The 20,937-nt window shown below is 68.4% G+C and carries 19 protein-coding genes; 5 read left to right on the top strand and 14 right to left on the bottom strand.

The features are described from left to right. From ACFP3H_RS09030 to ACFP3H_RS09015, 4 genes are all read right to left on the bottom strand, one after another. The coding region (locus ACFP3H_RS09030) for an HPr family phosphocarrier protein (RefSeq protein WP_378602374.1) at nucleotides 1-247 on the bottom strand (247 nt) is incomplete at its 3' end. A gap of 24 nt (nucleotides 248-271) precedes the next feature. Beyond that, a complete protein-coding gene (locus ACFP3H_RS09025; protein WP_378602371.1) occupies nucleotides 272-2,554 on the bottom strand; it encodes a PTS fructose transporter subunit IIABC in 2,283 nt (760 codons plus the stop codon). A 264-nt stretch (nucleotides 2,555-2,818) separates the two neighbouring features. Then, nucleotides 2,819-3,784 (bottom strand): 1-phosphofructokinase family hexose kinase, encoded by a 966-nt coding sequence (locus ACFP3H_RS09020; protein WP_378602368.1) that lies wholly within the window; start codon nucleotides 3,782-3,784, stop codon nucleotides 2,819-2,821. Next, nucleotides 3,781-4,548: a DeoR/GlpR family DNA-binding transcription regulator gene (locus ACFP3H_RS09015; RefSeq protein ID WP_378602365.1), complete on the bottom strand. Its 768-nt coding sequence runs from the start codon at nucleotides 4,546-4,548 to the stop codon at nucleotides 3,781-3,783. Before ACFP3H_RS09015 ends, ACFP3H_RS09020 begins: the two co-directional genes overlap by 4 nt. A 263-nt stretch (nucleotides 4,549-4,811) precedes the next feature. On the opposite strand from ACFP3H_RS09015, the gene ACFP3H_RS09010 reads away from it, so the two are divergent. Then, complete coding sequence (locus ACFP3H_RS09010; protein ID WP_378602362.1) at nucleotides 4,812-5,630, top strand: amino acid-binding protein; 819 nt, start codon at nucleotides 4,812-4,814, stop codon at nucleotides 5,628-5,630. Nucleotides 5,631-5,641: 11 nt separating this feature from the next. Here the strand turns inward: ACFP3H_RS09010 and ACFP3H_RS09005 are convergent, their stop codons facing one another. Then, on the bottom strand, nucleotides 5,642-5,866 hold the full coding sequence (locus ACFP3H_RS09005; RefSeq protein WP_378602359.1) for a hypothetical protein: 225 nt from the start codon (nucleotides 5,864-5,866) through the stop codon (nucleotides 5,642-5,644). Nucleotides 5,867-5,946: 80 nt separating this feature from the next. Here ACFP3H_RS09005 and ACFP3H_RS09000 point away from each other — a divergent pair, with 80 nt between their 5' ends. The 3 genes from ACFP3H_RS09000 to ACFP3H_RS08990 all read left to right on the top strand — a co-directional run bounded on the left by ACFP3H_RS09000 (nucleotide 5,947) and on the right by ACFP3H_RS08990 (nucleotide 8,418). Next, on the top strand, nucleotides 5,947-7,122 hold the full coding sequence (locus tag ACFP3H_RS09000) for an alpha-hydroxy-acid oxidizing protein (RefSeq protein ID WP_378602356.1): 1,176 nt from the start codon (nucleotides 5,947-5,949) through the stop codon (nucleotides 7,120-7,122). A gap of 73 nt (nucleotides 7,123-7,195) precedes the next feature. Beyond that, on the top strand, nucleotides 7,196-8,029 hold the full coding sequence (locus tag ACFP3H_RS08995) for a DUF6319 family protein (RefSeq protein WP_378602353.1): 834 nt from the start codon (nucleotides 7,196-7,198) through the stop codon (nucleotides 8,027-8,029). 32 nt (nucleotides 8,030-8,061) lie between these two features. Further along, nucleotides 8,062-8,418, top strand: a complete 357-nt coding sequence (locus ACFP3H_RS08990; RefSeq protein WP_378602350.1) for a YbaB/EbfC family nucleoid-associated protein — start codon at nucleotides 8,062-8,064, stop codon at nucleotides 8,416-8,418. A 579-nt stretch (nucleotides 8,419-8,997) separates the two neighbouring features. Here the strand turns inward: ACFP3H_RS08990 and ACFP3H_RS08985 are convergent. From ACFP3H_RS08985 to ACFP3H_RS08975, 3 genes are read right to left on the bottom strand one after another with little or no spacing between them, the layout of a single operon-like run. Further along, nucleotides 8,998-10,215 carry a DUF6973 domain-containing protein gene (locus ACFP3H_RS08985; RefSeq protein WP_378602347.1) on the bottom strand — a complete coding sequence of 406 codons (1,218 nt, stop codon included), beginning with the start codon at nucleotides 10,213-10,215 and terminating at the stop codon, nucleotides 8,998-9,000. Beyond that, nucleotides 10,212-10,514, bottom strand: coding sequence for a type VII secretion target (locus tag ACFP3H_RS08980; RefSeq protein ID WP_378602344.1), 303 nt, complete (start codon nucleotides 10,512-10,514; stop codon nucleotides 10,212-10,214). The genes ACFP3H_RS08985 and ACFP3H_RS08980 overlap by 4 nt, the downstream gene beginning before the upstream one ends. Then, nucleotides 10,507-10,770: a hypothetical protein gene (locus tag ACFP3H_RS08975; RefSeq protein ID WP_378602341.1), complete on the bottom strand. Its 264-nt coding sequence runs from the start codon at nucleotides 10,768-10,770 to the stop codon at nucleotides 10,507-10,509. Before ACFP3H_RS08975 ends, ACFP3H_RS08980 begins: the two co-directional genes overlap by 8 nt. A gap of 487 nt (nucleotides 10,771-11,257) precedes the next feature. Between ACFP3H_RS08975 and ACFP3H_RS08970 the strand changes: the two genes are divergently transcribed. After that, entirely contained in the window at nucleotides 11,258-12,517 is a 1,260-nt protein-coding gene (locus tag ACFP3H_RS08970) for a lipase family protein (RefSeq protein ID WP_378602338.1), read from the top strand. Between the two features lie 11 nt (nucleotides 12,518-12,528). Here ACFP3H_RS08970 and ACFP3H_RS08965 read toward each other — a convergent pair whose 3' ends face one another. From ACFP3H_RS08965 to ACFP3H_RS08940, 6 genes are all read right to left on the bottom strand, one after another. Beyond that, a complete protein-coding gene (locus ACFP3H_RS08965; protein WP_378602335.1) occupies nucleotides 12,529-13,158 on the bottom strand; it encodes a hypothetical protein in 630 nt (209 codons plus the stop codon). Between the two features lie 144 nt (nucleotides 13,159-13,302). Continuing rightward, entirely contained in the window at nucleotides 13,303-14,802 is a 1,500-nt protein-coding gene (locus tag ACFP3H_RS08960) for a diguanylate cyclase (RefSeq protein ID WP_378602332.1), read from the bottom strand. A gap of 211 nt (nucleotides 14,803-15,013) precedes the next feature. Continuing rightward, entirely contained in the window at nucleotides 15,014-16,591 is a 1,578-nt protein-coding gene (locus ACFP3H_RS08955) for an alkaline phosphatase D family protein (protein ID WP_378602329.1), read from the bottom strand. A gap of 55 nt (nucleotides 16,592-16,646) precedes the next feature. Next, nucleotides 16,647-18,092, bottom strand: a complete 1,446-nt coding sequence (locus ACFP3H_RS08950; protein WP_378602326.1) for a PepSY-associated TM helix domain-containing protein — start codon at nucleotides 18,090-18,092, stop codon at nucleotides 16,647-16,649. A gap of 448 nt (nucleotides 18,093-18,540) precedes the next feature. Then, nucleotides 18,541-19,101: a hypothetical protein gene (locus ACFP3H_RS08945; protein WP_378602323.1), complete on the bottom strand. Its 561-nt coding sequence runs from the start codon at nucleotides 19,099-19,101 to the stop codon at nucleotides 18,541-18,543. Between the two features lie 137 nt (nucleotides 19,102-19,238). Beyond that, entirely contained in the window at nucleotides 19,239-20,891 is a 1,653-nt protein-coding gene (locus ACFP3H_RS08940; RefSeq protein ID WP_378602320.1) for an acyl-CoA synthetase, read from the bottom strand. Between the last annotated feature and the right edge of the window lie 46 nt (nucleotides 20,892-20,937).

Below are 20,937 nucleotides of genomic sequence, written 5' to 3'. Positions count from 1 at the left end.
GGTCGCTCGCGACGAGCTCGGCGATCTTGTCCAGGGTCGGCTGGTCGTCGCTGCTGAGCACGACCTCGGCGCCCTGACCGGCGCCCAGCGTCATGATCATCAGGGCCGAGCCCGCGTCGACCGGGTCGCCGCCCGCCACGGCGATGGTGACGGGCACGCCCGCCGCGGCGACCGCCTCGGCGATCAGCGCCGCCGGGCGCGCGTGCAGACCGACCGAGGAACCGACGGTGACGGTGGTACTGGCCATGGGATATCTCCTTGTGTGGATGGGTTACGCAACGGTGAGGACGGGGGAGGGGGACTTCTTGCGGCCGAGCTCCTTGGCGACGGTCACGCACAGGGCCGCCACGACCGTGCCCGCCGTCAGGGCCACCAGGAACCAGCCGATATGGCCGATCGCGAACAACACGAACAGACCGCCGTGCGGGGCGCTGAGGGTGACCTGGGTGGCCATCACCAGACCGCCGGTCACCGCGCCGCCGATCATCATCGACGGCAGCACCCGCAGTGGGTCGGCCGCGGCGAACGGGATCGCGCCCTCGGTGATGAACGAGGCGCCCAGCAACCAGGCGGCCTTGCCGTTCTCCTGCTCGGCCTCGGTGTAGAGGCGCGGGCGCACCAGGGTCGACAGGGCCATCGCCAGCGGCGGCACCATGCCCGCCGCCATTACCGCGGCCATGATCCGCAGGGTGGCGGGGTCGGTCAACGACAGCCCGGCGGCGGCGAAAGTGTAGGCGGCCTTGTTGACCGGGCCACCGAGATCGAAGCACATCATGACGCCCAGGATGAGGCCGAGCACGACCGCTGAGCTGCCCGACAGACCGCTGAGCCAGTCGGTGAGACCCTTGCTGACGGCGGCCAGGGGCTTGCCGAGCAGCACGAACATGAGGAGGCCGACGATCGCTGAGGCGAACAGTGGGATCACCACCACCGGCATCAACCCGCGCGCCCACGTGGGCACGGGGATCCTGCCGACGTAGAGGGCCGCGAAACCGGCCACCAGACCACCGACGAGACCGCCGAGGAAGCCCGCGCCGACGAAGATCGCGATGGCGCCCGCCGTGAAGCCCGGCGCCAGGCCCGGCCGGTCGGCGATCGCGAAGGCGATGTATCCGGCCAGTGCCGGAACGAGGAAACTGAACGCCAGCTTGCCGATCTGGTACAGCACCGCGCCGATGTAGGCGCTGAGGCCGCCGTCGGGCAGGTCGGTGATCGAATTGTCGAGCACGATCGCCGCGGCGCTGTCGGAGATCTCGTAGCCGCCGATCAGGAAGCTCAACGCGATCAACAGACCGCCCGCCGCGACGAACGGGATCATGTAGCTGACACCGGTCAGCAGGATCTGCCGCAGGCGCGTTCCCCACCCGATGCCCTTGGCCGCGTTCTGCGACGGTGCGGGCGTGGCGCCGCCGACCGTGGCGGCCTTCGGATTGTCGCTGGCCGCAACGGCTTCGGTGACCATCTTGTCGGGTTCGTTGATGGCCCGTTTGACGCCGGACTCGATCACCGGCTTACCCGCGAACCGGCCCCGATCCTTCACCCCCACATCGGTGGCGAAAATGACGGCGTCGGCGGCGGCGATGGTGGCGGGGTCGAGTGCGCTGCCACCGCTCGAGCCCTGGGTCTCGACGATCACCTCGACATCGGCGCGTTCGCCCGCGGCTACCAGGGAATCGGCGGCCATATAGGTGTGCGCGATGCCGGTGGGACAGGCGGTGACGGCGACGATCTTCTTCGTGGGGCCGGACTTCTTCGCGAGGTCCGCGCCGGCCGGGGCGTTCTCGGCGGGGGTCGAACCGCCGGCGGAACCTGAAGCGTCGGCGTTGGCGTCACCTGAACGGGCGCCACCTGAATCGGCGCCACCTGAACCGGCAGCGCCCGAACCTGCGGCGCCCGAACCTGCGGCGCCCGAACCTGCGGCGCCAACCGCAGCAGCACCAGCGGCAGCTCCCGAGGCCGCGCCGGCCGCGGCACCGGAGCCCGCCCCTGCACCGGCGTCGCCACCGCCGCTCGGTGCCGCATCAGTGGCGGTACCTGTTCCGGCACCAGCGCTCGATCCGGTGCTCCCTGCCGTGGCGGTGGACGCGGTCGCAGCAGGTGGGGGATTGATGACCCCATCGACCAGGGCCACCACATCCTCGGGCGTAGCAGCCGCCCGCAGATCAGCTACGAAGGCGGGCCGGACCAGCGCGCGAGCCAGCGACGACAGCAGTTTCATGTGTTCAGCACCGGCGCCCTCGGGTGCCGCGATCAGGAAGACCAGGTCGGCGGGCCCATCGGGGGCGCCGAAGTCCACCTTGGGTGCGAGTCGGGCGAAGCCGAGCGAGGCGGTGCTGACGGCGGCCGATCGGCAGTGCGGGATCGCGATCCCGCCGGGCAGACCGGTCGCCGATTGCGACTCCCTGGTCAGGGCGGCCTCGGCCACCGCGGCGGCGTCGGTCGCGCGGCCCGCGGCGGCGAGCTTGTTCGCCAGGGCGGTGATCACGGCACTTTTGTCGGTGCCGAGATCGGCGTCCAGTGCGATCAGGTCGGGGGTGATGATCGAATCGGCCATCGTCGTGTCTTTCCGGAGTGGGGGTGGAGCAGGGGTAACTGGATCAGTGGGGTCGGGGGGCGTCGGCGTAGCAAAAACGTGCACTGATGCCGCGGCGAGCGCGTATTTCGGCCTCGCGCGCCCGTTGTCGCACGAAAATGCCACCGTCTCGGGCCGGGTGACCGCGATCGGATCCCGTGGCGTGCCCGCTTCGGGAGTCGGTCGAACCGGACCCCGCGTCGGCGGGCAGTCGCGCCCGTGGCGTGATGACCGCGCGAGCGGCGTTCATGTCGTGGACCGGCGGGACACGGTGAGCCGACGGGCCGTCACGGCCTCGAGGAGAAGATCGGCCGGGCCGGGCAGTTCGGTGCCGGGCAGGGCGGTGGCGGCGCTGCCGTAGGCGACGGCGTTGCGTAGGCGGTCGGCGGGGGAGGCGCCCGCGAGGTCGGCGAGCAGGTACCCGGCCAGGGCCGAGTCACCCGCGCCGACGGTGCTGCGCGGCACGATCGGCGGGGCCGCGGCGAACCAGGATTCCTCGGCGGTGACCAGCACCGCTCCCGCCGCGCCGAGGGTCGCCAGCACCGCGCCGACACCTCGGTCGATCAGCGTCGACGCGGCTTCGGCTGCCGCCGTGGGGTTGTCGAGGTCGACGGGTTCGAGCCCGGTGAGCTGGGCCAGTTCCTCGGAGTTCGGCTTGACCAGGTCCGGGAGCGCGCCCACGGAGTCGGCGAACAGGGCCAGCAGTGGCGCGTCGGAGGTGTCCACCGCGACCCGGGTGCCACCGAGCGTGGACAGCGTGGCGACCAACTGCGCGTACCAGTCCACCGGCACCCCCGGCGGCAGCGACCCCGACAGCACGATCCAGCGTGCCCCCGCCGCCAATTCGACCAGCAGCGCGGTGAGTTCGGCCAGGTCGCGGGCGTGCAGCGGATGCCCGGGTTCGTTGATCTTCGTGGTGGTGCCGTCGGTTTCGGCGATGGTGAGATTCACCCGTGGCCCGCCCGCGACCGGCACCGTGCGGAAGGCGATTCCCGCCGTGCGCAAGCCGTGCACCACCGGGTCGTCCTCGGCGCCGGGCAGCACGGCCAGCACCGATCGTCCCCCGGCGGAGACGACGCGCGCGACATTGACCCCCTTGCCGCCGGGGTGCGACGTCACGTTCGACGCGCGATGCACCTGCCCGCGCCGCAACGGCTCGGTGAGGGTGACCGTGCGGTCCACGCTCGGGTTCGCGGTCAGTGTGACGATCATGCGAGCACCACCTCGATTCCTTCGGCGACCAGTTCCGCGTGCGCGGCGGCCGGGATGTCGGTATCGGTGACCAGGACGTCGATCTCGGCGGCGTCGCCGAATCGCACGAAGTCCTCGCGCCCGACCTTGCTCGCGTCGGCCACCACCACGACCCGATCGGCGGCGGCGAGCATCGCGCGTTTCACGGCCGCCTCCTCCGGGTCGGGGGTGGAGAGGCCGTGGCGCACGGTGAGCGCGTTGGTCCCGAGAAAGGCCACGTCGACGCGCAGATCGCCGAGCAGCCGTACGGTTTCGGCGCCGACGGCCGCGTGGGTGACCCCGCGCACCCGCCCGCCGAGCAGGTGGACGCGCACCCCGGCGAACCCGGTGAGTCGGGTGGCCACCGGTAGCGAGTTGGTGACCGCGACCAGGTCGACGTCCAGCGGCATCGCCGCGGCCACCCGCACGGTCGTGGTCCCCGCGTCGAACAGCACGCTGCCCCCGGAGCGGGGCAGGTACCGCTGCGCGAGTTCGGCGATCCGGTCCTTCTCCGCGGCGCGGGTCTGCTCGCGCTCGACGGTGCCCGGTTCGAAGGTGGTGAGCGCGCCGGACCCGACCGCGCCGCCGTGCACCCGGCGGATGACCCCGGCCCGGTCGAGCACCGCCAGATCGCGGCGCACGGTCTCGGTGGTGACCCCGTACTGGTCGGCGAGTTCGGTGACCGACACGCGCCCGCGATGCCCGATCAGCGCCGCGATCGCCTGCTGCCGTTCCTCGGCGTACATGGGTTCCTCCGGGCTCCGGTGAATCTTTACTCTTGTTGTTTTATGCCCACTTGTGTGGGTTTGTCAATGACTTGTGGTGAGCCGAGTCACAATTGTTTCCGTGAAGTATCGTCGACAGCAGTGTCGCCGGTCACAGCGGCGCGCGCGGCGTGTTCGGTATCACCGGGGAAGTCCTTGCAGGTCAACAACTTTCGCGGCGCCTTTCACGTCGCTGTTACCGGCCTCTTCGATGATCGACACGAACGCCGCACACGCTGGCCCCCATGTGGCGATTCGCGGTGCGACCCTGTGTCACGGCCCTGGCCTGCGAGGTGTGCGGCAGACTTCCGCACCCGGGACGGACCCGGCTCACCCTCGCCAAACTGGCGGCGGTGTTCCCGGTGGAGCTGGCGCTGCACGCGCTGGTGATCCGGTGGCACCCGCCCTACCTGGTGACGGTGGCCCTGCTGACGATCACCACCACGATCCTGGTGATCTGGGTGGTCGAACCGTCGGCGATGCGCATGCTCGGCGGCTGGCTGCACAGCCCGGAACTGCGCCACCGCGACCGCATCGACAAGGCCCCCGCCCTGTGGCGGATCCGGGTGCGTCTGACCGACCGTCCCGGCGCGCTCGAGACCCTGGCCAAACATCTGGCCCACCGCGGGGCCAACATCCTCACCGTGCACGTGCACCAACTCGAGGGCGCGGTCCTCGACGAACTCGTCGTCGACGCCCCCGACGAGGTCACCACCCAGGCGCTGACCGCCGCCGCCGTGCACGCGGGCGGTACGCAGGTGGGGGTGTGGCCCGCGACCGTGCTGTCGCTGATCGACGGGCAGACCAAGGCGCTCGCGATCGCCGCGCGCATCGTCGGCGACCCGGACGAACTACCGCTCGCGGTGGCCGAACTGCTCGGTGCGCGCTATCTCGCGCCCGGTGCCCCGCAGGCCGTCGAACCCGACGAGGGCACCCTGCTCGAACTCGATCTCGACGGCCGGTGCTGGGGTTTCGTGCGACCTGACGAGCCGTTCACGCCCGCCGAGATCGCCCGCGCGCATCGCCTGGTCGATCTGGCGGCGCTGACCGTGCGGCGCGGATAGGGATCAGCGGATCAGTCGAAGCCGAGGTCGGCGGTGAGCGGGTCGCGCAGGGCGCCCTCGGCCGCGCGGAGTCGATCGGTGACCGAGGTCAGCAGGTCCATCGAGTCCTGGGACAGGCCGAGCGCGAGCCTGGTCAGGCGACGCGTGGCAGCGCAATGAAAGCGGTCGGCGAGTAGGGCGTCCGGATCGGCGGAGGCATCCGAGGGGTCGACGACGGTCACGGCAGGGGTACTCACAATCTCGTAATGTCGAGTATGACGCACCTTACATCCACCTTGCGGCTCATGAGCCCCGGTCGGTGTGCGAAAGTGCAGCGATGAGTCAGTTCGCCGACTATCAGAACGAGATCTACCTGGCCGCGCTCGGTGGGATCCAACCCGAATTCCCGATGGATTTCGCGACGCTGGAACGCAAAGCCACTGCCGCGCTGCCGGATTCGCTGCTGAACTACATCGCGGGCGGCGCGGGCGACGAGCTCACCCAGCGGCGCAACGCCGAGGCGTTCGCCGATTGGGGGCTGGTGCCGCGGATGCTGGTCGGCGCCACCGAACGCGACCTCACCGTCACCGCGTTCGGCCATACCTTCGCCTCCCCGCTGTTCCTGGCGCCGGTGGGCGTGATCGGTCTGGTCGGCGAGCAGGGCCACGGCGATATCGCGGTCGCGCGGGCCTCGGCGCAGACCGGTGTGCCGGCGATGTACTCCACGCTGATGGAGGACCCGCTCGAGGAGGTGCGCCCGCACGCCGGCGACACCCCCTCGTTCTTCCAGCTCTACACGCCGAAGAACCGCGAACTCGCCGAGAGTCTGGTGCGTCGCGCCGAGGCGGCGGGCTACGCGGGCATCACGGTCACCCTCGACACCTGGGTGCCCGGCTGGCGGCCGCGCGATCTGGCGTCGGGCAACTTCCCGCAGTTGCGCGGGCACGTGCTGAAGAACTACACCAGCGACCCGGTCTTCCAGCGGATGGTGGGCTCAGATGATCCGAAGATGATTGTCCTGCACTGGATCTCGACCTTCGGTAACTCGCTCACCTGGGACGACCTGACCTGGTTGCGCTCGCTCACCGACCTGCCGCTGATCCTCAAGGGCATCTCCCATCCCGAGGACGCGCGCAAGGCGATCGACTTCGGTGCCGACGGCATCTACTGCTCCAATCATGGTGGGCGCCAAGCCAATGGCGGCCTGAGCGCGCTCGAGACGCTGCCCGCGGTGGTGGCCGCCTGTGACGATCGGGTGCCGGTGCTGTTCGACTCCGGGGTGCGTTCGGGCGCCGATGTGGTGAAGGCGCTGGGTCTGGGCGCGTCGATGGTCGGGCTCGGGCGGCCGTACGTGTACGCGCTGGCGTTGGGCGGGGTGCGCGGGCTCGTGCATCTGCTGCGCGGTTACGCCGCCGAGGCGGACCTGTTGATGGCGGTGAACGGGTATCGCGATGTGGCCGCGGTGCGCGAGAACATTCGGCCCAGCACGCACGGGAACGCCACGCGCGGCTGAGTTCTCGCCCTCGGGTGTTCGGCCGGGGGAGAACTTGTCGGTGCCTTACGGCATCATCGGTGCACACACCACGATGAAGCGCACCAAACCCCCGGAGTCCACGATGTCCTCGCCGAGCACCAAATCCGCCTCCCGCCGATCCGCACCGCCGGTACTGTCCGACGCCGAACTCGCGCGCATCGCGGACGAGCTCGCGCAGGGCCGACCGCCGATGGTGTGGTTCACCGCCGCCGCCGTCGGTGTCGCCGAGGGGAAGTCGGGCAAGGTGATCGCGCTCGACGATCCCTCGGCCGGTGATTTCCTCCAGGTGCGCCCGACCGGGTCCAAGGATGTGCTCTCGTTCGGGCCGAGCGAGGTCACCTTGACCAAGCCCGCCCGCGTTCCCGCCGCGCCCCGCCCGGTCGCTGCTTCCCGCTCGACCAGCCCGCCCGCGACAACCAGCCCGTCGGCGCCGACCGATCCCGCACCGACCGAGTCCGGCCGAGTCCCGGCCGACGTTCCTGCTCCGAGTCCCCGAAAGGAAACCCCTGTGACCCAGCCGTCCACCCTCCCGAGCGCCACCCCGTCCGCCCCGAGGTCGCTCACCCCCGAGGAGACGGCCAAGCCGCGTCCCGCCAAGGCTCCCGCCGCCCGCAAGGCGAAGGCGCCCGAGGTCACCGTCACCCTCACCGGCACCGCCGACGGTGAGTGGACCGTCGATGTGGTCAACGGCAAGAAGCGCAGCGTCAAGGGCCTGGCCGTGAGCAGCGCCGCGGTCGGCCAGGTCGCGAAGATCCTGCACCCGGAGGTCGCCGAGGTCGTGGCCGGAATCCTCGAGGCGGCTCGGGAAACCCAGCAGGCCAAGGTCGCCCAGCTGCAAGCCGAACTGGAAGCGGCCCGAAAGCTGTTGGACGAGTTGGGGGAATAGGATTCTCGAATGAGCGGGATGATGGAGAAGTGATGGCCGCGCAGCAAGATGAGTTCGACCGGGTAGGCGAGCAGCTGTCACAGCTCCGCGGTTCCGCCCAGTCGGCGGATCGCAGTGTGGCGCTGGAAACCGATGCTTCGGGACGGATCACCAGCCTCTATCTCGCTGACTATGCGATGGACAACGGACCACACCTCCTCGCCTCTCTTGTTGTCGATCGGCATCGGGCAGCGATGAACGATGTCGAGGCAAAGGCTGTCGCTGTTTTCGAAGCTATTCCGCGATCGGTCGGGGCCTCGAATTCGACAACCTCGGGACATGCGGCGTCGGTCCCGTACGAAGAGGATGAGACCTTTACTTACATACCGTCGCACCTCAGAAGGGACTGACCGCCACGATCACGGAGACTGGGCTCTATTCTGCGGCCGGGCGCAAGTAGGGGTCAACGCCAGGCGTTCGCACCGGAGTAAGCTCAGTGTCAGGCAGCACGAGTCTTGTTCGTGACGATACAAAGTCGAACTCGCGGTCTGTCGGAAACAGCCATTGAACGGCCTGAACAGGCGATCCATCGCGAACAAAGAGATAATATGCGGTATGCGACGTGTCGTCTTTGTACGGACCCGGCAGGTTCTCCCAGCAAACACCGGATACCCCGGCGTCGGAATTCAGGGCAGCTTCTTTGGTTCCAGGAAGAACAACGATCATATGATCCCAATCGTCTTTCAGTCCGGCTCCCCGGGTGACGTCACGCATTGTCACCGGAGCATCTACCGAAGCTGCGGCCTTGGCTGCCGGCCTCAGTCCTTTTCCGCTGCCCAGTGGTTCCGTTGATACCTTGAAATCAAAGGTCGAGGAACAGCTCGATGTGACGTTCTCGTCGCTCGACCCGCATCCTACAACGAGGCACGCCGAAAGGGCGGTAGCCGTGCCAGTGACTATCGAAATCCTTCTTGCTATTCTCAACATATCTATTTCCCGCCAGGAAGGGGTACTCCGACTCCGGCGGGTGAGCCAGTCAGGTTCTGATCGGTCGACCTACTCCACGAAAGCTGAACCTCGTTCGCCGGAAGAGCATTGCCATTGTGGTCTTTCGCCGTGATGACAACAGCCTGTCCGCTTTCGATCTCTTGCCGGACAAGTTCTTGCAGTTGTTCAGGCGTAGCATTCGGATTCTCGGCACCGATCTTCCGGCCGAGCTCGTTGTTCCAAAGATCCATAGCTTCGCGTTGTGGAATGTTTCCGCCGGTCTTCTCATGCGCCGTGGCGTACGTCTCGGCCCAATCTTCACCGAATTTTTGCGACATCAGCGCATTCCAATACATGTGCCGATATGCGTCCGCCTGGCCATCGGCAATCGTGGTCGGGGAATACTCCGAAGCAGCACCCGCAGCGATATCGGGCAGTGTCAGAGCCTCCGCTACCGCATCGACTCCTCGAGTTCGGTACAGCTCTTCCATGGCTGCAATCTCCTCTGTAGTCAGGAGCGACGGGGAAATATCGATGCCGCGCTCCTTCAGTGCGTCGGCGACCACTCCGACTGGCCAGAGCCGTGGTGTTCCTGCTGAGACATCGGTCTGATAATCCAAGAGAATCTTGGCGAGCTCGGGGTCGGCCGGCATAGCCGTCACACCGGTCTTGACCCGGTCCGCCAGGTTCTCCATATTCTTGATGTACAGCTCGGCGCCCTCTTGGTCAACGCGCTGGACCCAGGTAAGCGCCGCAGATATCAGATTATCGTAGCGTGTTATCCAAAATTCCTTGGTGCTCACCGCAGCACTCCCAAAGGGGTTGTATTCGATGAAAGTTTCCCAGTTGGATGTGCGCGACTTCACATGGCCATCTTCGGTAACGAATAGATCCCATACCGAGTCTTCCGCTTCCGCTTTCTGTTCACGGATCGTTTTGATATTCGACTCGAGCTCGCCTACGTACAGTTTCAGGCTGGCCGCCAGGCCCTCGAACACATCCGAAGTGGTCAGCGCATCGGTCTTGTCCACGGCGCCACGATTGCGCGACGCTGTTCCGGCGGCGCTGGAAAAGTACGACTCGGATTGCTCGATCTTGGACCCGGCCGCGCCGGACTCGGTCTCAATAGATTTCGCGGTCTCGATCATGATCGTGACGCATTGGCTCAGATACCTGAGATCCCAGCCCAGGACGGTAGAAACAGTGAGTTCTTCCATCATTCCCCCTGTTTACTCAGGTCTTTGGCCCAGGATGTATCGCTTTGCTCATACGTAGTGGCAGCATTGTCGATTGTGTCGGCATGTTCGTTCAAACGAGCTACGTGGTATCTGACGACAGAATCCATTGCTCGGAGCGATTCTTCAACTTTGACCGCGAGGTTTGAATTCAACATTCCTTGCCGAGCCGCGTCGCGGCTGGTCTTCGCAACAGGTTGTTTTGTCGACAATGTACTCGCATTCGAGCGAACATTTCGGGCCAAGTCGCGCATCTTGGCGGGCTCCACATTGAATTCACTCATTTTCGGCGCCACCGAACTCGCGAGTTGCCACAGCGTGTGCACTATCAAGCGCCGCCCGGTGTCTATCGATAATAATTTCGGCCAACTGTTGACCGTGCTGTTCCATCGCCCAATCCGCGAACCACAGATCGGTTATCCGACCGCCGACATCGGTCTCGATGCCCATGCATCCGTCCTGTGCTCGTGCAGAGCCACGGATGGCGGCCAGTCTTCTGTCTGCCTGTTCTATGTCGTACACGTCGATTCCGTTCGGCACCTATTGATCCCCAGGTAGTCGAAGACTCGCGGTGGACCCTACCGTTCGTATCGGGGAGCGTCAAAAGGGCTCGGGTCGTCGCCGGACGTTCGTGGCGGTGTCCTTCGTCAACGGTGACCTGTTCTCCGGCAACATGTTCGAGCACCAGCTCCGAAGCGACTCCGCCATGTCAGTCATCGGCCGATCCGAGTATGACTATGACGGATGTGCGAGTATCCGTCGCCCGCGCCGCGGCACCTGATTGCGGTGCGCGAAGCCGCCAGGAGCGGAATCGTGTTGGTGCCGTCGTTGCAGCATTTAGCCGAGCTGGAAGAGACCCGAAAGCTGTTGGACGAGTTGGGGGATTAGTCGGCACCGGCTCTCACCAGCCATGACACCGAGGCGAGGGGGAGCCGCCAGTCGGTCGAAATCGGCCGGCGGTGGGTAGGCTCTGCTCGGTCGATACGCGCAACGCGCTGCTCAGCGGCATGAACGGAGGATGGTCACGGTGAGAGTGGTCTCGCACGGCACGCGGTGGTCGCGGTTGGCCGCGGTACTGGCGGCGCTGGTGGTGCTGCCGATCGTCTCCGTCGTCGCGGGGCCGGTCGCGCACGCTGAAACCGCGCTGGTGCCACCGCAGGACGACCCGTTCTATCGAGCGGACGGGTCGCTGGACGGGGTCGCTCCGGGCACCGTGTTGCGCACCCGAACCGTCGGCCTCGCCCCTACCGGCACGCCGTTGCCGATCGAGGCGACGCAGGTGCTGTACCGGACCACCGGCCAGCGCGGTGAGCCTTTGGCGACCGTGACGACGGTGATCCGTCCGCCCGGTGCCACGGGTCAACCGCGACTGGTGTCGTATCAGACCGCCTATGACGGACTCGGTGCGCGCTGCAACCCGTCCTACACCCTGCGCGGTGGGGATCGGGGCGTGCCGCAGGACACACTGGCAATCGCGAGCTTGGTCGCGGCCGGATTCACCGTGGTGACCAGCGATTACGAAGGTCCCGAGCTGGCCTACGGGCCCGGCCGGTTGGCCGGTTACGCCACCTTGGACAGCATCCGCGCGGCGGAGACGGTGCTGGACGCGCCGTCATCGACTCCGGTCGGCATGGCAGGCTTCTCCGGCGGGTCGATCCCCACCGAGTTCGCCGCCGAGCTGGCCCCGACCTACGCGCCGGAACTGACCATCATCGGCACCGCCGTCGGTGGTTTCGCGCCCGATCTCGCCAACACCATCGACTACATCAACGGCAAACCGGACTGGCCGATCCTGCTGCCGTTCGTCCTCCAGGGCATGGCTCGAGGCTATGGCATCGACCTGTCGCCCTATCTGTCCGATTACGGTAGGGAACTGTTCGCGCGGGTCTCGGATCGCTGCATCCTGGATCTGATCGATTCGCACCAGTTCTCCGGCCTGCGCATCGAGCAGATGTTGCGACCGGAGTACCAGAACTGGCGATCGGTGCCCGTGCTGGCCGAGATCCTCGACCAGGAACGCATGGGCGTCACCGGCGACCCCACGGGCCCGCTGCTGTTCTTCGGCGGCAATTCCGACGGTCGCGGCGACACGGTCATGCTCTCCGCCGATCAGCGCGAGCTGGCCGTGGACTACTGCCGACGCGGAATCGCGGTGCGCCAGGAGGAGATTCCGGGTGCGGACCACCTCGCCGCCTCGGTCCTGTTCGTGCCCGCCGCGCAAGCCTTCCTCCAGGAGCGTTTCGACGGCGTCCCCTTCCACGGCAACTGCGCCGCCCTGACCCGCTGACCGGCGGCGACTCAGCTCTCGACGAGAACCACCGGATCCACATACCGTGGATCGCGCGCGATCGTGGCGAACCCCGACCCGGTCGATTCCTGCGCCCCGGCCAGCCGGACGAGCAGGTCGAAGTAGCTCGCCTCGGCCGCCCGCAGGCCCGCGATCGTCGCGGTGAGGTCGGTCTCGGCGACGAACCGCGCCCCGTCGACTCCCACCAGCAGGGTCGCCAACCACCCGTCCGAATCCGCCGCGAACATCGACCCGCTCGTCTCCGCCCAGAACAACACCGTGCTCGGCGCCGCCTCCGAACTCGCTCGCCCGGCCGCCGCCAGCATCACCAGCGCGGTGTAGATGTTCGATTCACAGAACCCGAAGTGCATCAGGTACGCCTCGAGCGCGCCGTCCCGATACCGCAGAACGTAGGTCAGTCCGCCGGTGTCCTCCCCGAAGCAGTCGGCGAAGTACTCCCGAGGCGTCACCCCTTCCTCGGCTCGGCGCCAATCCGGTGACTTCCCGTCCCAGAACCACCCCGCGTACATCGCGTCGGGATTCTCGATGACCGCCGTTCCCGGCGTCGGCGTCACCAACCACCGCTCGAATGCGTCGCGCCCCAGGGGAATTCGGGCGGCAACGACAAACGTGTCCGACACAACCGGCTCCTCATCGATCTCGAGCGCACCCACCGGCGCGCACGCGCCATCCTAAATTCCCGGCGCCGTTCTCACTCGCCGGTCGGGACGGCGAGGAGGTCGAGAAAGGCGGGGGTTCGGGTGGTTCGACCTCGAACGACGAACTCACTGAGCTATTCGCCACGGTCCCGAAGACGGAGCGATACTCGGCGTGGCCGCCAAGCTCTTCAGGTCCTCGTGGAACGTCAGACCGAGGCGGTACTCCTTGGCGTGGTACATCGCCGCGTCGGCGTCGCGGAGCAGGTTGTAGATGCTCTTGTCGTCGGGGGTGCCGGTGAGGCAGGCGACGCCGATGCTGGCGGTGATGGGGATTTCGCCACAGCTCAGGTCGAAGGGGCGGATGAAGGTGCCAAGCAGGTGTTCGGCCAGGGTCTCGGCTTCGACACGGGTGCGGGCGGTGAGGATGACGAATTCGTCGCCGCCGTAGCGGGCGGTGAGGTCGGTGGTGTCGGTGGTGCGGCGGATGCGGGCGGCGGCGTCGGCGATGAGTTCGTCGCCGACGGCGTGGCCGTAACTGTCGTTGACCATCTTGAACCCGTCGAGGTCGATGAACAGCAGGCACAGCGGTTTTCCGGCCCAGCGGTCGCGATAGCGCTGCGGCGCGTGCAACAGGGCGGCCCGGTTGAACAGGCCGGTGAGCAGGTCGTGATCGGCCTGGTAGCGGGCGCGGCGTTCGCTGCGCAGACTGCGGGCGATGGCGCGTTCGCTGCGGACCAGCACCCCGATCAGCAACAGGGTGAGCAGCGCGCAGATCACCACCCGGTCGCCCACGCCCCGATCGGTGCCGACGACGCTGACCAGCGAGGCCGCGACCAGGGCCACCGCGATCATCCCGGCGCGCTGGCGGGATCGATGCGGGTGCACGTCGCCGTGGTCGCGCAGCGCGCCCATCGTCGGGTGCAGGGCCGCGACCCCGGCCAGCAGATACGCCCATTGCAGGGCCACCAGGCCGAATTCGGGTCGCAGCGGGAGCACGCCCGCCGCGTCGAGACTGCCGAGCACCCCGCCGACGAGCACCGCGATCAGCGCCGCCTGCAACAGGCGAAGGGAGGTCTGGGTGCGCACCACCGTGGCCAGGGTGTGGGCGAGCACGGTGGCCAGCGCGGCGTGGATCACCGGGTAGGTCACCGCCAGCGCGGCGTCGAAACCGGTGGTATGGGCCAGGATCGGGGAGATCAGGAAGGTCCACGAGGCCAGCAGCGCGCTGACGCCGATCAGGGTGGAGTCCAACCACAGGTCACGGGCGTCGCCGAGGCGGTGCGGTTGCAACCAGCCCACCGCGGCCAGGCCCAGACACACATAGGCGGCCAGGGTGCACAGGTCGTCGATCGGGTGCCAGCTCGTGTGCAGGTGCAGTTCCCTGATCCCGGCGCCGAGGGCGCACAGCGCGATCGAGGCGGCCAGCAAGTACCAGGGCGCGCGATGCGCGGGTCGGTGGCGCCGCACCCCCGCGCCGATCATCGCCAGCGAACCGGCCGCGATCACCAGCAGCAGCGGGAACAGACCCGCACGCCCGCCCACCAGCGGCACGACCAGCGCGGCGAGGGCTCCGAGCGCGACCGGAGACCACCGCAGGTACGGATGGCGCAGCACGCTCTTGCTCATCAGGCCCCCTCGATCTTGCCGCGCGACCGACACCGATCGAGAACTGGCCGGTGAATCACTCGAAGTATCGGCCGAGAGCACCGAGTGTTGTTGTCCGAGCACTATCCCCAGCCGGCGGGTGCCGACGCTCAAAACCTTTGACAACTCACTCGATCATGACACGAGTTCCGCCCCGCTGTCGATGCGTTGAGCGCATTGCCGGGATCGGGTGCTACGCCTCGGTCGCGCCGGGCACCCCGTCCTCGACGACGAAGCTCGCCCGCGTGCTGATCGGCGCGCCCGGCCGGCTCACGTAGGGGACGACGCGAAAATCGTTGCGCCACCGGCGGTGATCCAGGTCGACGCGCACGTACCCGCGCTGCCGGTTGTAGAAGTGGATATCCGGGTTGGCCGCGAGCAACATCCGACCGGCGTCGGTGAGGTCGGCGCCGTCGCCGCCGGTGCTGATCGAGGTGCCGGTGAATTCGGTTGCCACGACCGGGGATCGGAGGTCGCTGAAGTCGCGGCGCAGGTCGGCCACGTAGTTCTCGTGGCGGTCGCCGGTGATCACCACCAGGTTCTCGACCGCGTGGTCGGCGGCGGCGCCGAGCACGGTGTTGCGATCGGCGACGTAACCGTCCCAGGCGTCGGTGCCGAGCAGTTCGCCCGGTCCGGGGTCGTAGTCGGAGCGGGCCATGGCGACCTGGTTGCCGAGCACCTGCCAGCGGGCGGTGGAGTTCGCGAAACCGTCGACGAGCCAGTCCCGTTGGGCGGCACCGAGAATGGTGCGATCGGTGGCGAACCGGTCGGCGCAGTCGGTGACCGCCGAGCCGTCGCCGCAGGCTTGGGCGTCGCGGTACTGCCTGGTGTCGATCATGGTGAACTCGGCCAGGTCGCCGAAGCGGTAGCGGCGGTGCAGCAGCGCCGATGGGCCCGTCGGGAGTTGGGCCAGGCGCATCGGCTGGTGCTCGTACATGGCTTGCAGCGCGGCGGCTTTGCGGCGGCGGAACAGGGGCGGCAGGCGGTACACGTCGAAGCCGAGACCGGGGTGCTCACCGGCCCAGTTGTTGTCGAGTTCGTGGTCGTCGAGGGTGACCAGCCAGGGGAACGCCGCGTGCGCGTTCTGTAGTGGCACTTCGCCTTTGGCCTGGGCGTAGCGCAGGCGGTAGCCGGCCAGGTCCACGGCTTCGTCGGCGAGTTGGGGCGGCTGGGTCGCGCCGCGTCGACCGAGCACCCACGACGATTCGTAGATGTAGTCGCCCAGGTGGACCACCAGGTCCAGGTCCTCGGCGCCGAGATGTTCGTAGGCGGTGTAGTAGCCCGAACTCCACGACTGGCACGACGCGAACGCGAATCGCAGTCGCTCGGTGCGGCTTTCGGGCAGCGGAGCGGTGCGGGTGCGACCGACCGGGGAGATCGCCGATCCGGCCCGGAAACGGTAGAAGTACCAGCGATCCGGGGCCAGCCCGGTCACCTCGGGATGGACGCTGTGGCCGAGCGTGCGGGTGGCCACCGCCGAACCACGGGCCACCACCGTCGCGAATCGTTCGTCCTGCGCGACCTCGTACTCCACGGTCACCGGGTCGACGGTCATGCCGCCGTAGCCGTCGGGGGCGAGCGGGTCGGGGGCCAGGCGCGTCCACAGGACCACGCCGTCGGGGGTCGGCTCACCGGAGGCGACGCCGAGGGAGAACGGTTCGCCGAGCCGTCGCGGCGCGGCGAAGCGGGCGCTGCTCACCGCCGACACCCCGATCAGCGCCGCGACCGAGCCGGTCACGCCGGTGCGCAGAAGTTGTCGACGGGAGAGCATCCTCCGATCCTGTCACCGGATCGGAGGACGCGCCCGTGTGGGGATCGGCCGAGCGCTACAGTCTCGGCGCGCGAGCGGCCAGGCCCAGCGCCACATCGATGATCAGGAAACCGAGCAGGCTGACCCCGAGCAGCGGCGCGAACCAGCCGACCACCAGGGCCGCGAGCACCAGCGGCACGGTGATCCACCGCGACGTGCGGCGCAGCACCCCGCGCCGCGGCGGGACCGGCAGGGCGGCGCGGCGGGTGGGGCGACGCTGCCACCACATGCGGTAGCCGAGCACGATCACCGCGACCAGGCCGAGCATGATCGCGAGCAGCAGCAGCTGGTTGGGCACCCCGAACAGCAGGCCCATGTGGAAGGCGATGCCCCAGCTGGTCAGCTTGGCCATCAGCGGCCAGTCGGCGAAGGCCAGGCTGTCGGTGACCGCGCCGGTGTCGCCGTCCACCGCGACGGCGTCGATCGAGTACGTGCCGGGCAGGCGCAGCTCCTTGACGGTGAACGCCGTGCCCGCCGTCGCCGGAATCGCGATCTCGGCGCCGTGGGTGATGCCGCCCGCGCGCGCCGCCTCGTACACGCGATCGAGCTGGGCGATGCGGGCGGCCGGGTCCTCCGGCGTCGGGGCGACGTGGCCCGCGCTGTGGTGGTCACCGCCCGCGGTCACGGCGGGACCGGTGGCACCGGGCAGGGTCGCGCTCACCGAGGGCGTGGTCCAGCTCAGTTCCTCGCGCAGGGTGGTGATGTTCTCGCCCGCGTAGGTCGACCAGGTCATGCCGGTCGCCGAGAGCAACAGCACCACCGGCAGGATCCACACGCCGATCGCGCCGTGCCAGTTCATCTTTCGCCGCCGCGGCTGCGACAGATCCGGGCGCAGCAACCACTGCCCCGAGCGCCGCTCCCGACGCTTGCGCACCCGATGCACCCACAGCACCAGCCCGAACAGCGCGACCACCCACAGCCACGAGGCGGCCAATTCGCTGTAGAGCCTGCCGGTTTCACCCAGATGCAGGCTGCGATGCAGTTCGCTCAGCCACGCCCGCAACGGGAGCGCGCCGCCACTGCCGTAGACGACCGATTCGCCGACGGGCTGGGCGGTGTGCGGGTCGACGAACACCGACAGGCGCTCGGAGTCGCCGAGACTCGGGTCGTTGAACAGCACCCGCGTGGTGTCCCCGTCGTTCGGGGCCGGCGCCACGGCGACCAGCGTGAGATCCGGGCGGGTCGCGACGGCCGCGTTCACCTGGTCGGTCAGCGGCCGCGCGGGCCCGCTGGACTCGACCGCGAGCAGATCGCGCGAAACGAACCCCTCGATGGTGGGCGCGATCGCGTACAGGGCGCCGGTGAGCGCGGCGATCAGGATGAACGGGGCGATGAAGAACCCCGCGTAGAAGTGCAGGCGCATGGCCAGCGGGTACAGGTGTCGACCCCGGCGCGAACCGGTGGCGGGGGGCGGCGTCGAGACAGGGCTGTCCTCGGCCGCACGGGTTTCCGTGATGCTCATGATGATGTCGTTTCTGGAGTACTGGATCCCGGTGCGTCGACTCGTTGTCAACCGTCGACTCGGCATGCCCGCTGGTCCGTGAGCCCGTGAGCCCGTGAGCCCGTGAGCCCGTGAGCCCGTGAGCCCGTGAGCCCGTGAGCCCGTGAGCCCGTGAGCCCGTGAGCCCGTGAGCCCGTGAGCCCGTGAGCCCGAAGACCGCTAGCCCTGGCTCGTTGCCGCTACCGCGAGCCCGTGAGCTGTTGGCCGTGAGCCGTGGGGCGTCCGGGTTGGGATGCGGACGGCATCAGGCCGACGGGTCGCGAGTCGACTCAGCACGGCACGCACACCGAGCGCCGTTCACCGGAGGGTGCGGCGAGTCAGCGCGACAGCGGACCGTGACGGTCGTGAGCGAGGCACGCGTGAGCGTGGACAGTGCCCGAGCGAGTCGGTGCACCGGGTGAGGGAAAGGTCAGAACGAGATCGCCATGGGCGGAGCGCGGGTGCGTAGCGAGCGCGTCGCGAGGATGCGCAGGATGACACGATCGCGGTGGGCCCGGCGCAGGGGCGCGGGGCCGGGAATGGGGGCGGGTCGATACCGCAGCGGGATCAGTCGCGACAGCAGCGCGCTGCCGATCCGATAGGCGGCCTCGGTACCGACGATGACCACGGCGGCCACCAGCGCGGCCACGGTGTGCGCGGTGAGCATGCCCAGACCGAGGGTGTCGTCGGAGGCGTGGGCGTGACCCGACCAGCTCATCGTCGTGTGCCCGATCAGCTGCCCGCCCACCAGCACCGCCGCCAACCAGAGCACCCCGCGGCGCAGGAACCCGACCCCCGCCACGAGCGCCCCGACCACCGCCGACGCGGCAGCGAGCAACACGATCGTCGTACTGCCCGGCAGCGCGCCCCCGGACGCGACCCCGTGCGCGGCCAACGACAACGCCCCCGACATCGAGCCCGCGCACGCACCACGCACCCGCGCGCCCACAGCACGCGACGGCGCGGAACCCCGCTCGAACCCGACAATCACGCCCCGAATCCTACTCGAGTGCTCCCACCCACCCCAGCTCAGGCATCACCCCGAGTCGAACGCTCGATCACCACGCTCCAGTGGCGTGGATTCGCGGACAATCCGCCACCACAGCGTGGTGATCAACGGTCCAGCGGCTAGTCGGCGGGCATGTCGATGAGGGGCTTGCGGAGGAGTTTGCCGGTGGCGTTGCGGGGGAGTTCGTCGACGAAGATGACCTCGCGGGGGACCTTGTAGCGGGCCAGGTTCTCGCGGACGTAGTCCTTGATCTCCTGGGGGTCGCGCGTGGACTCGGGGCCGGGGACGACGATCGCGCGCAGGCGTTTGCCGTAGTCGTGGTCGTCGACGCCGACCACGGCGGCCTCGAACACGTCCGCGCGGCCGGCGATCAGGTTCTCCACCTCGAGCGGGAAGACGTTCTCGCCGCCGGAGACGATCATGTCGTCGTCGCGGCCGTCGATGTAGAGCAGGCCGTCGGCGTCGAAGTGGCCCACGTCGCCGCTGGACATCATCCCGTCGACCATTTCCTTGGTGCGACCGTCGGTGTAGCCGGTGAACGCGAAACCGTTGTCGACGAAGATCGTGCCGGTGACGTTCGGTGCGGTGATCGGCTTGCGGTTCTCGTCGAGCAGCACGATCCTGATCCCGACCGGCGGCTTGCCCGCGGTGGTGGGCGCCTTGCGCAGGTCCTGCGGTGTCGCGACGGTCATGACCGCGCACTCGGTGGAGCCGTAGAGGTTGTAGAGGGAGTCGCCGAAGTAGTCCAGGGTGCGGGTGACCACGTCGGGGGCGATGGCCGAACCGGCGGCGAAGATCACCTTCATCGACGAGGGGTCATACTCGGCCAGCACCTGCTCGTCCAGATCGAGGATGCGCTGCAACATCGTCGGCACCACGACCAGCGAATCAGCCCGGTATTTCACCACATTGGCCAGCGTCTGCTCCGGGTCGAAGCGGCGCTGCTGGAAGATCACCCGATTGCCCAGTGCCAGACCGAGAGTGAACTGCGACAGCCCGGTGCCGTGGAAGATCGGCGCCGCCATGATCATGGTGCCGTCGTTGGGCAGCGGCACCCGATCGATGAACTGGGCCGAGACGAACGGGCTCACCTTGTCGCGCGGGGCGCCCTTGGGGGTGCCGGTGGTGCCGCTGGTCAGGATGATCATGCCGCCGGGCTTGGCGGGCGGGCTCACCGGCGCGGTCGAGCGACCCGCCGACAACGAACTCACCGTCGGGATCGACGGGTCGGCGCCGTGCGCCTCGTCGACCCAGGTGAGCACGCGCGGGATGTCGGCGGGGATGGCGCTCATCAGATCGAGGAACTCGCTGTCGTGCAGCACCGCGCGGACCTTCTCGCGCGCGGCCACGTCGGCGAACTGCGGCTTGGCGAAACCGGTGTTCATCAGCACCGCCCGCACGCCGAGCTTGCCCGCGGCGAGCAGGCTCAACACCATGCCGCGGTGATCGCGCGCCAGGATGGCGATCACATCGCCCTCGCTGATGCCGTTCGCGCGCAGACCGCGGGCGAAAGCGTTGGCGCGCGAATCGAGTTCGCCGAAGCTGAGCTCGCCGAGTTCGTCGACGATCGCGCCCGCGTCGGGCCTGCTCTGGGCGGCGTGCATGACCACCCCGGCGAAGGGACCGAACTTGGACACATTGCGGAACGAGCGGGCGGCGTGGTCGAGGCGGAGCGGGTTGAACAGCTTGCGGTCGACCATGACCTTGACACCGAGGGCGAGATCACCGGCGCGGCGCGCGGTACCGCCGAGCGCGGGCAGAGACAGAGACATCGAACAGCCTTCCGGGCAGACCGAGCCCACGCAGCCTGCGAGGCCG

Source organism: Nocardia lasii (assembly GCF_042658545.1).
GTDB lineage: Bacteria > Actinomycetota > Actinomycetes > Mycobacteriales > Mycobacteriaceae > Nocardia > Nocardia lasii.
This window is presented reverse-complemented; position numbering and strand designations above follow the sequence as displayed.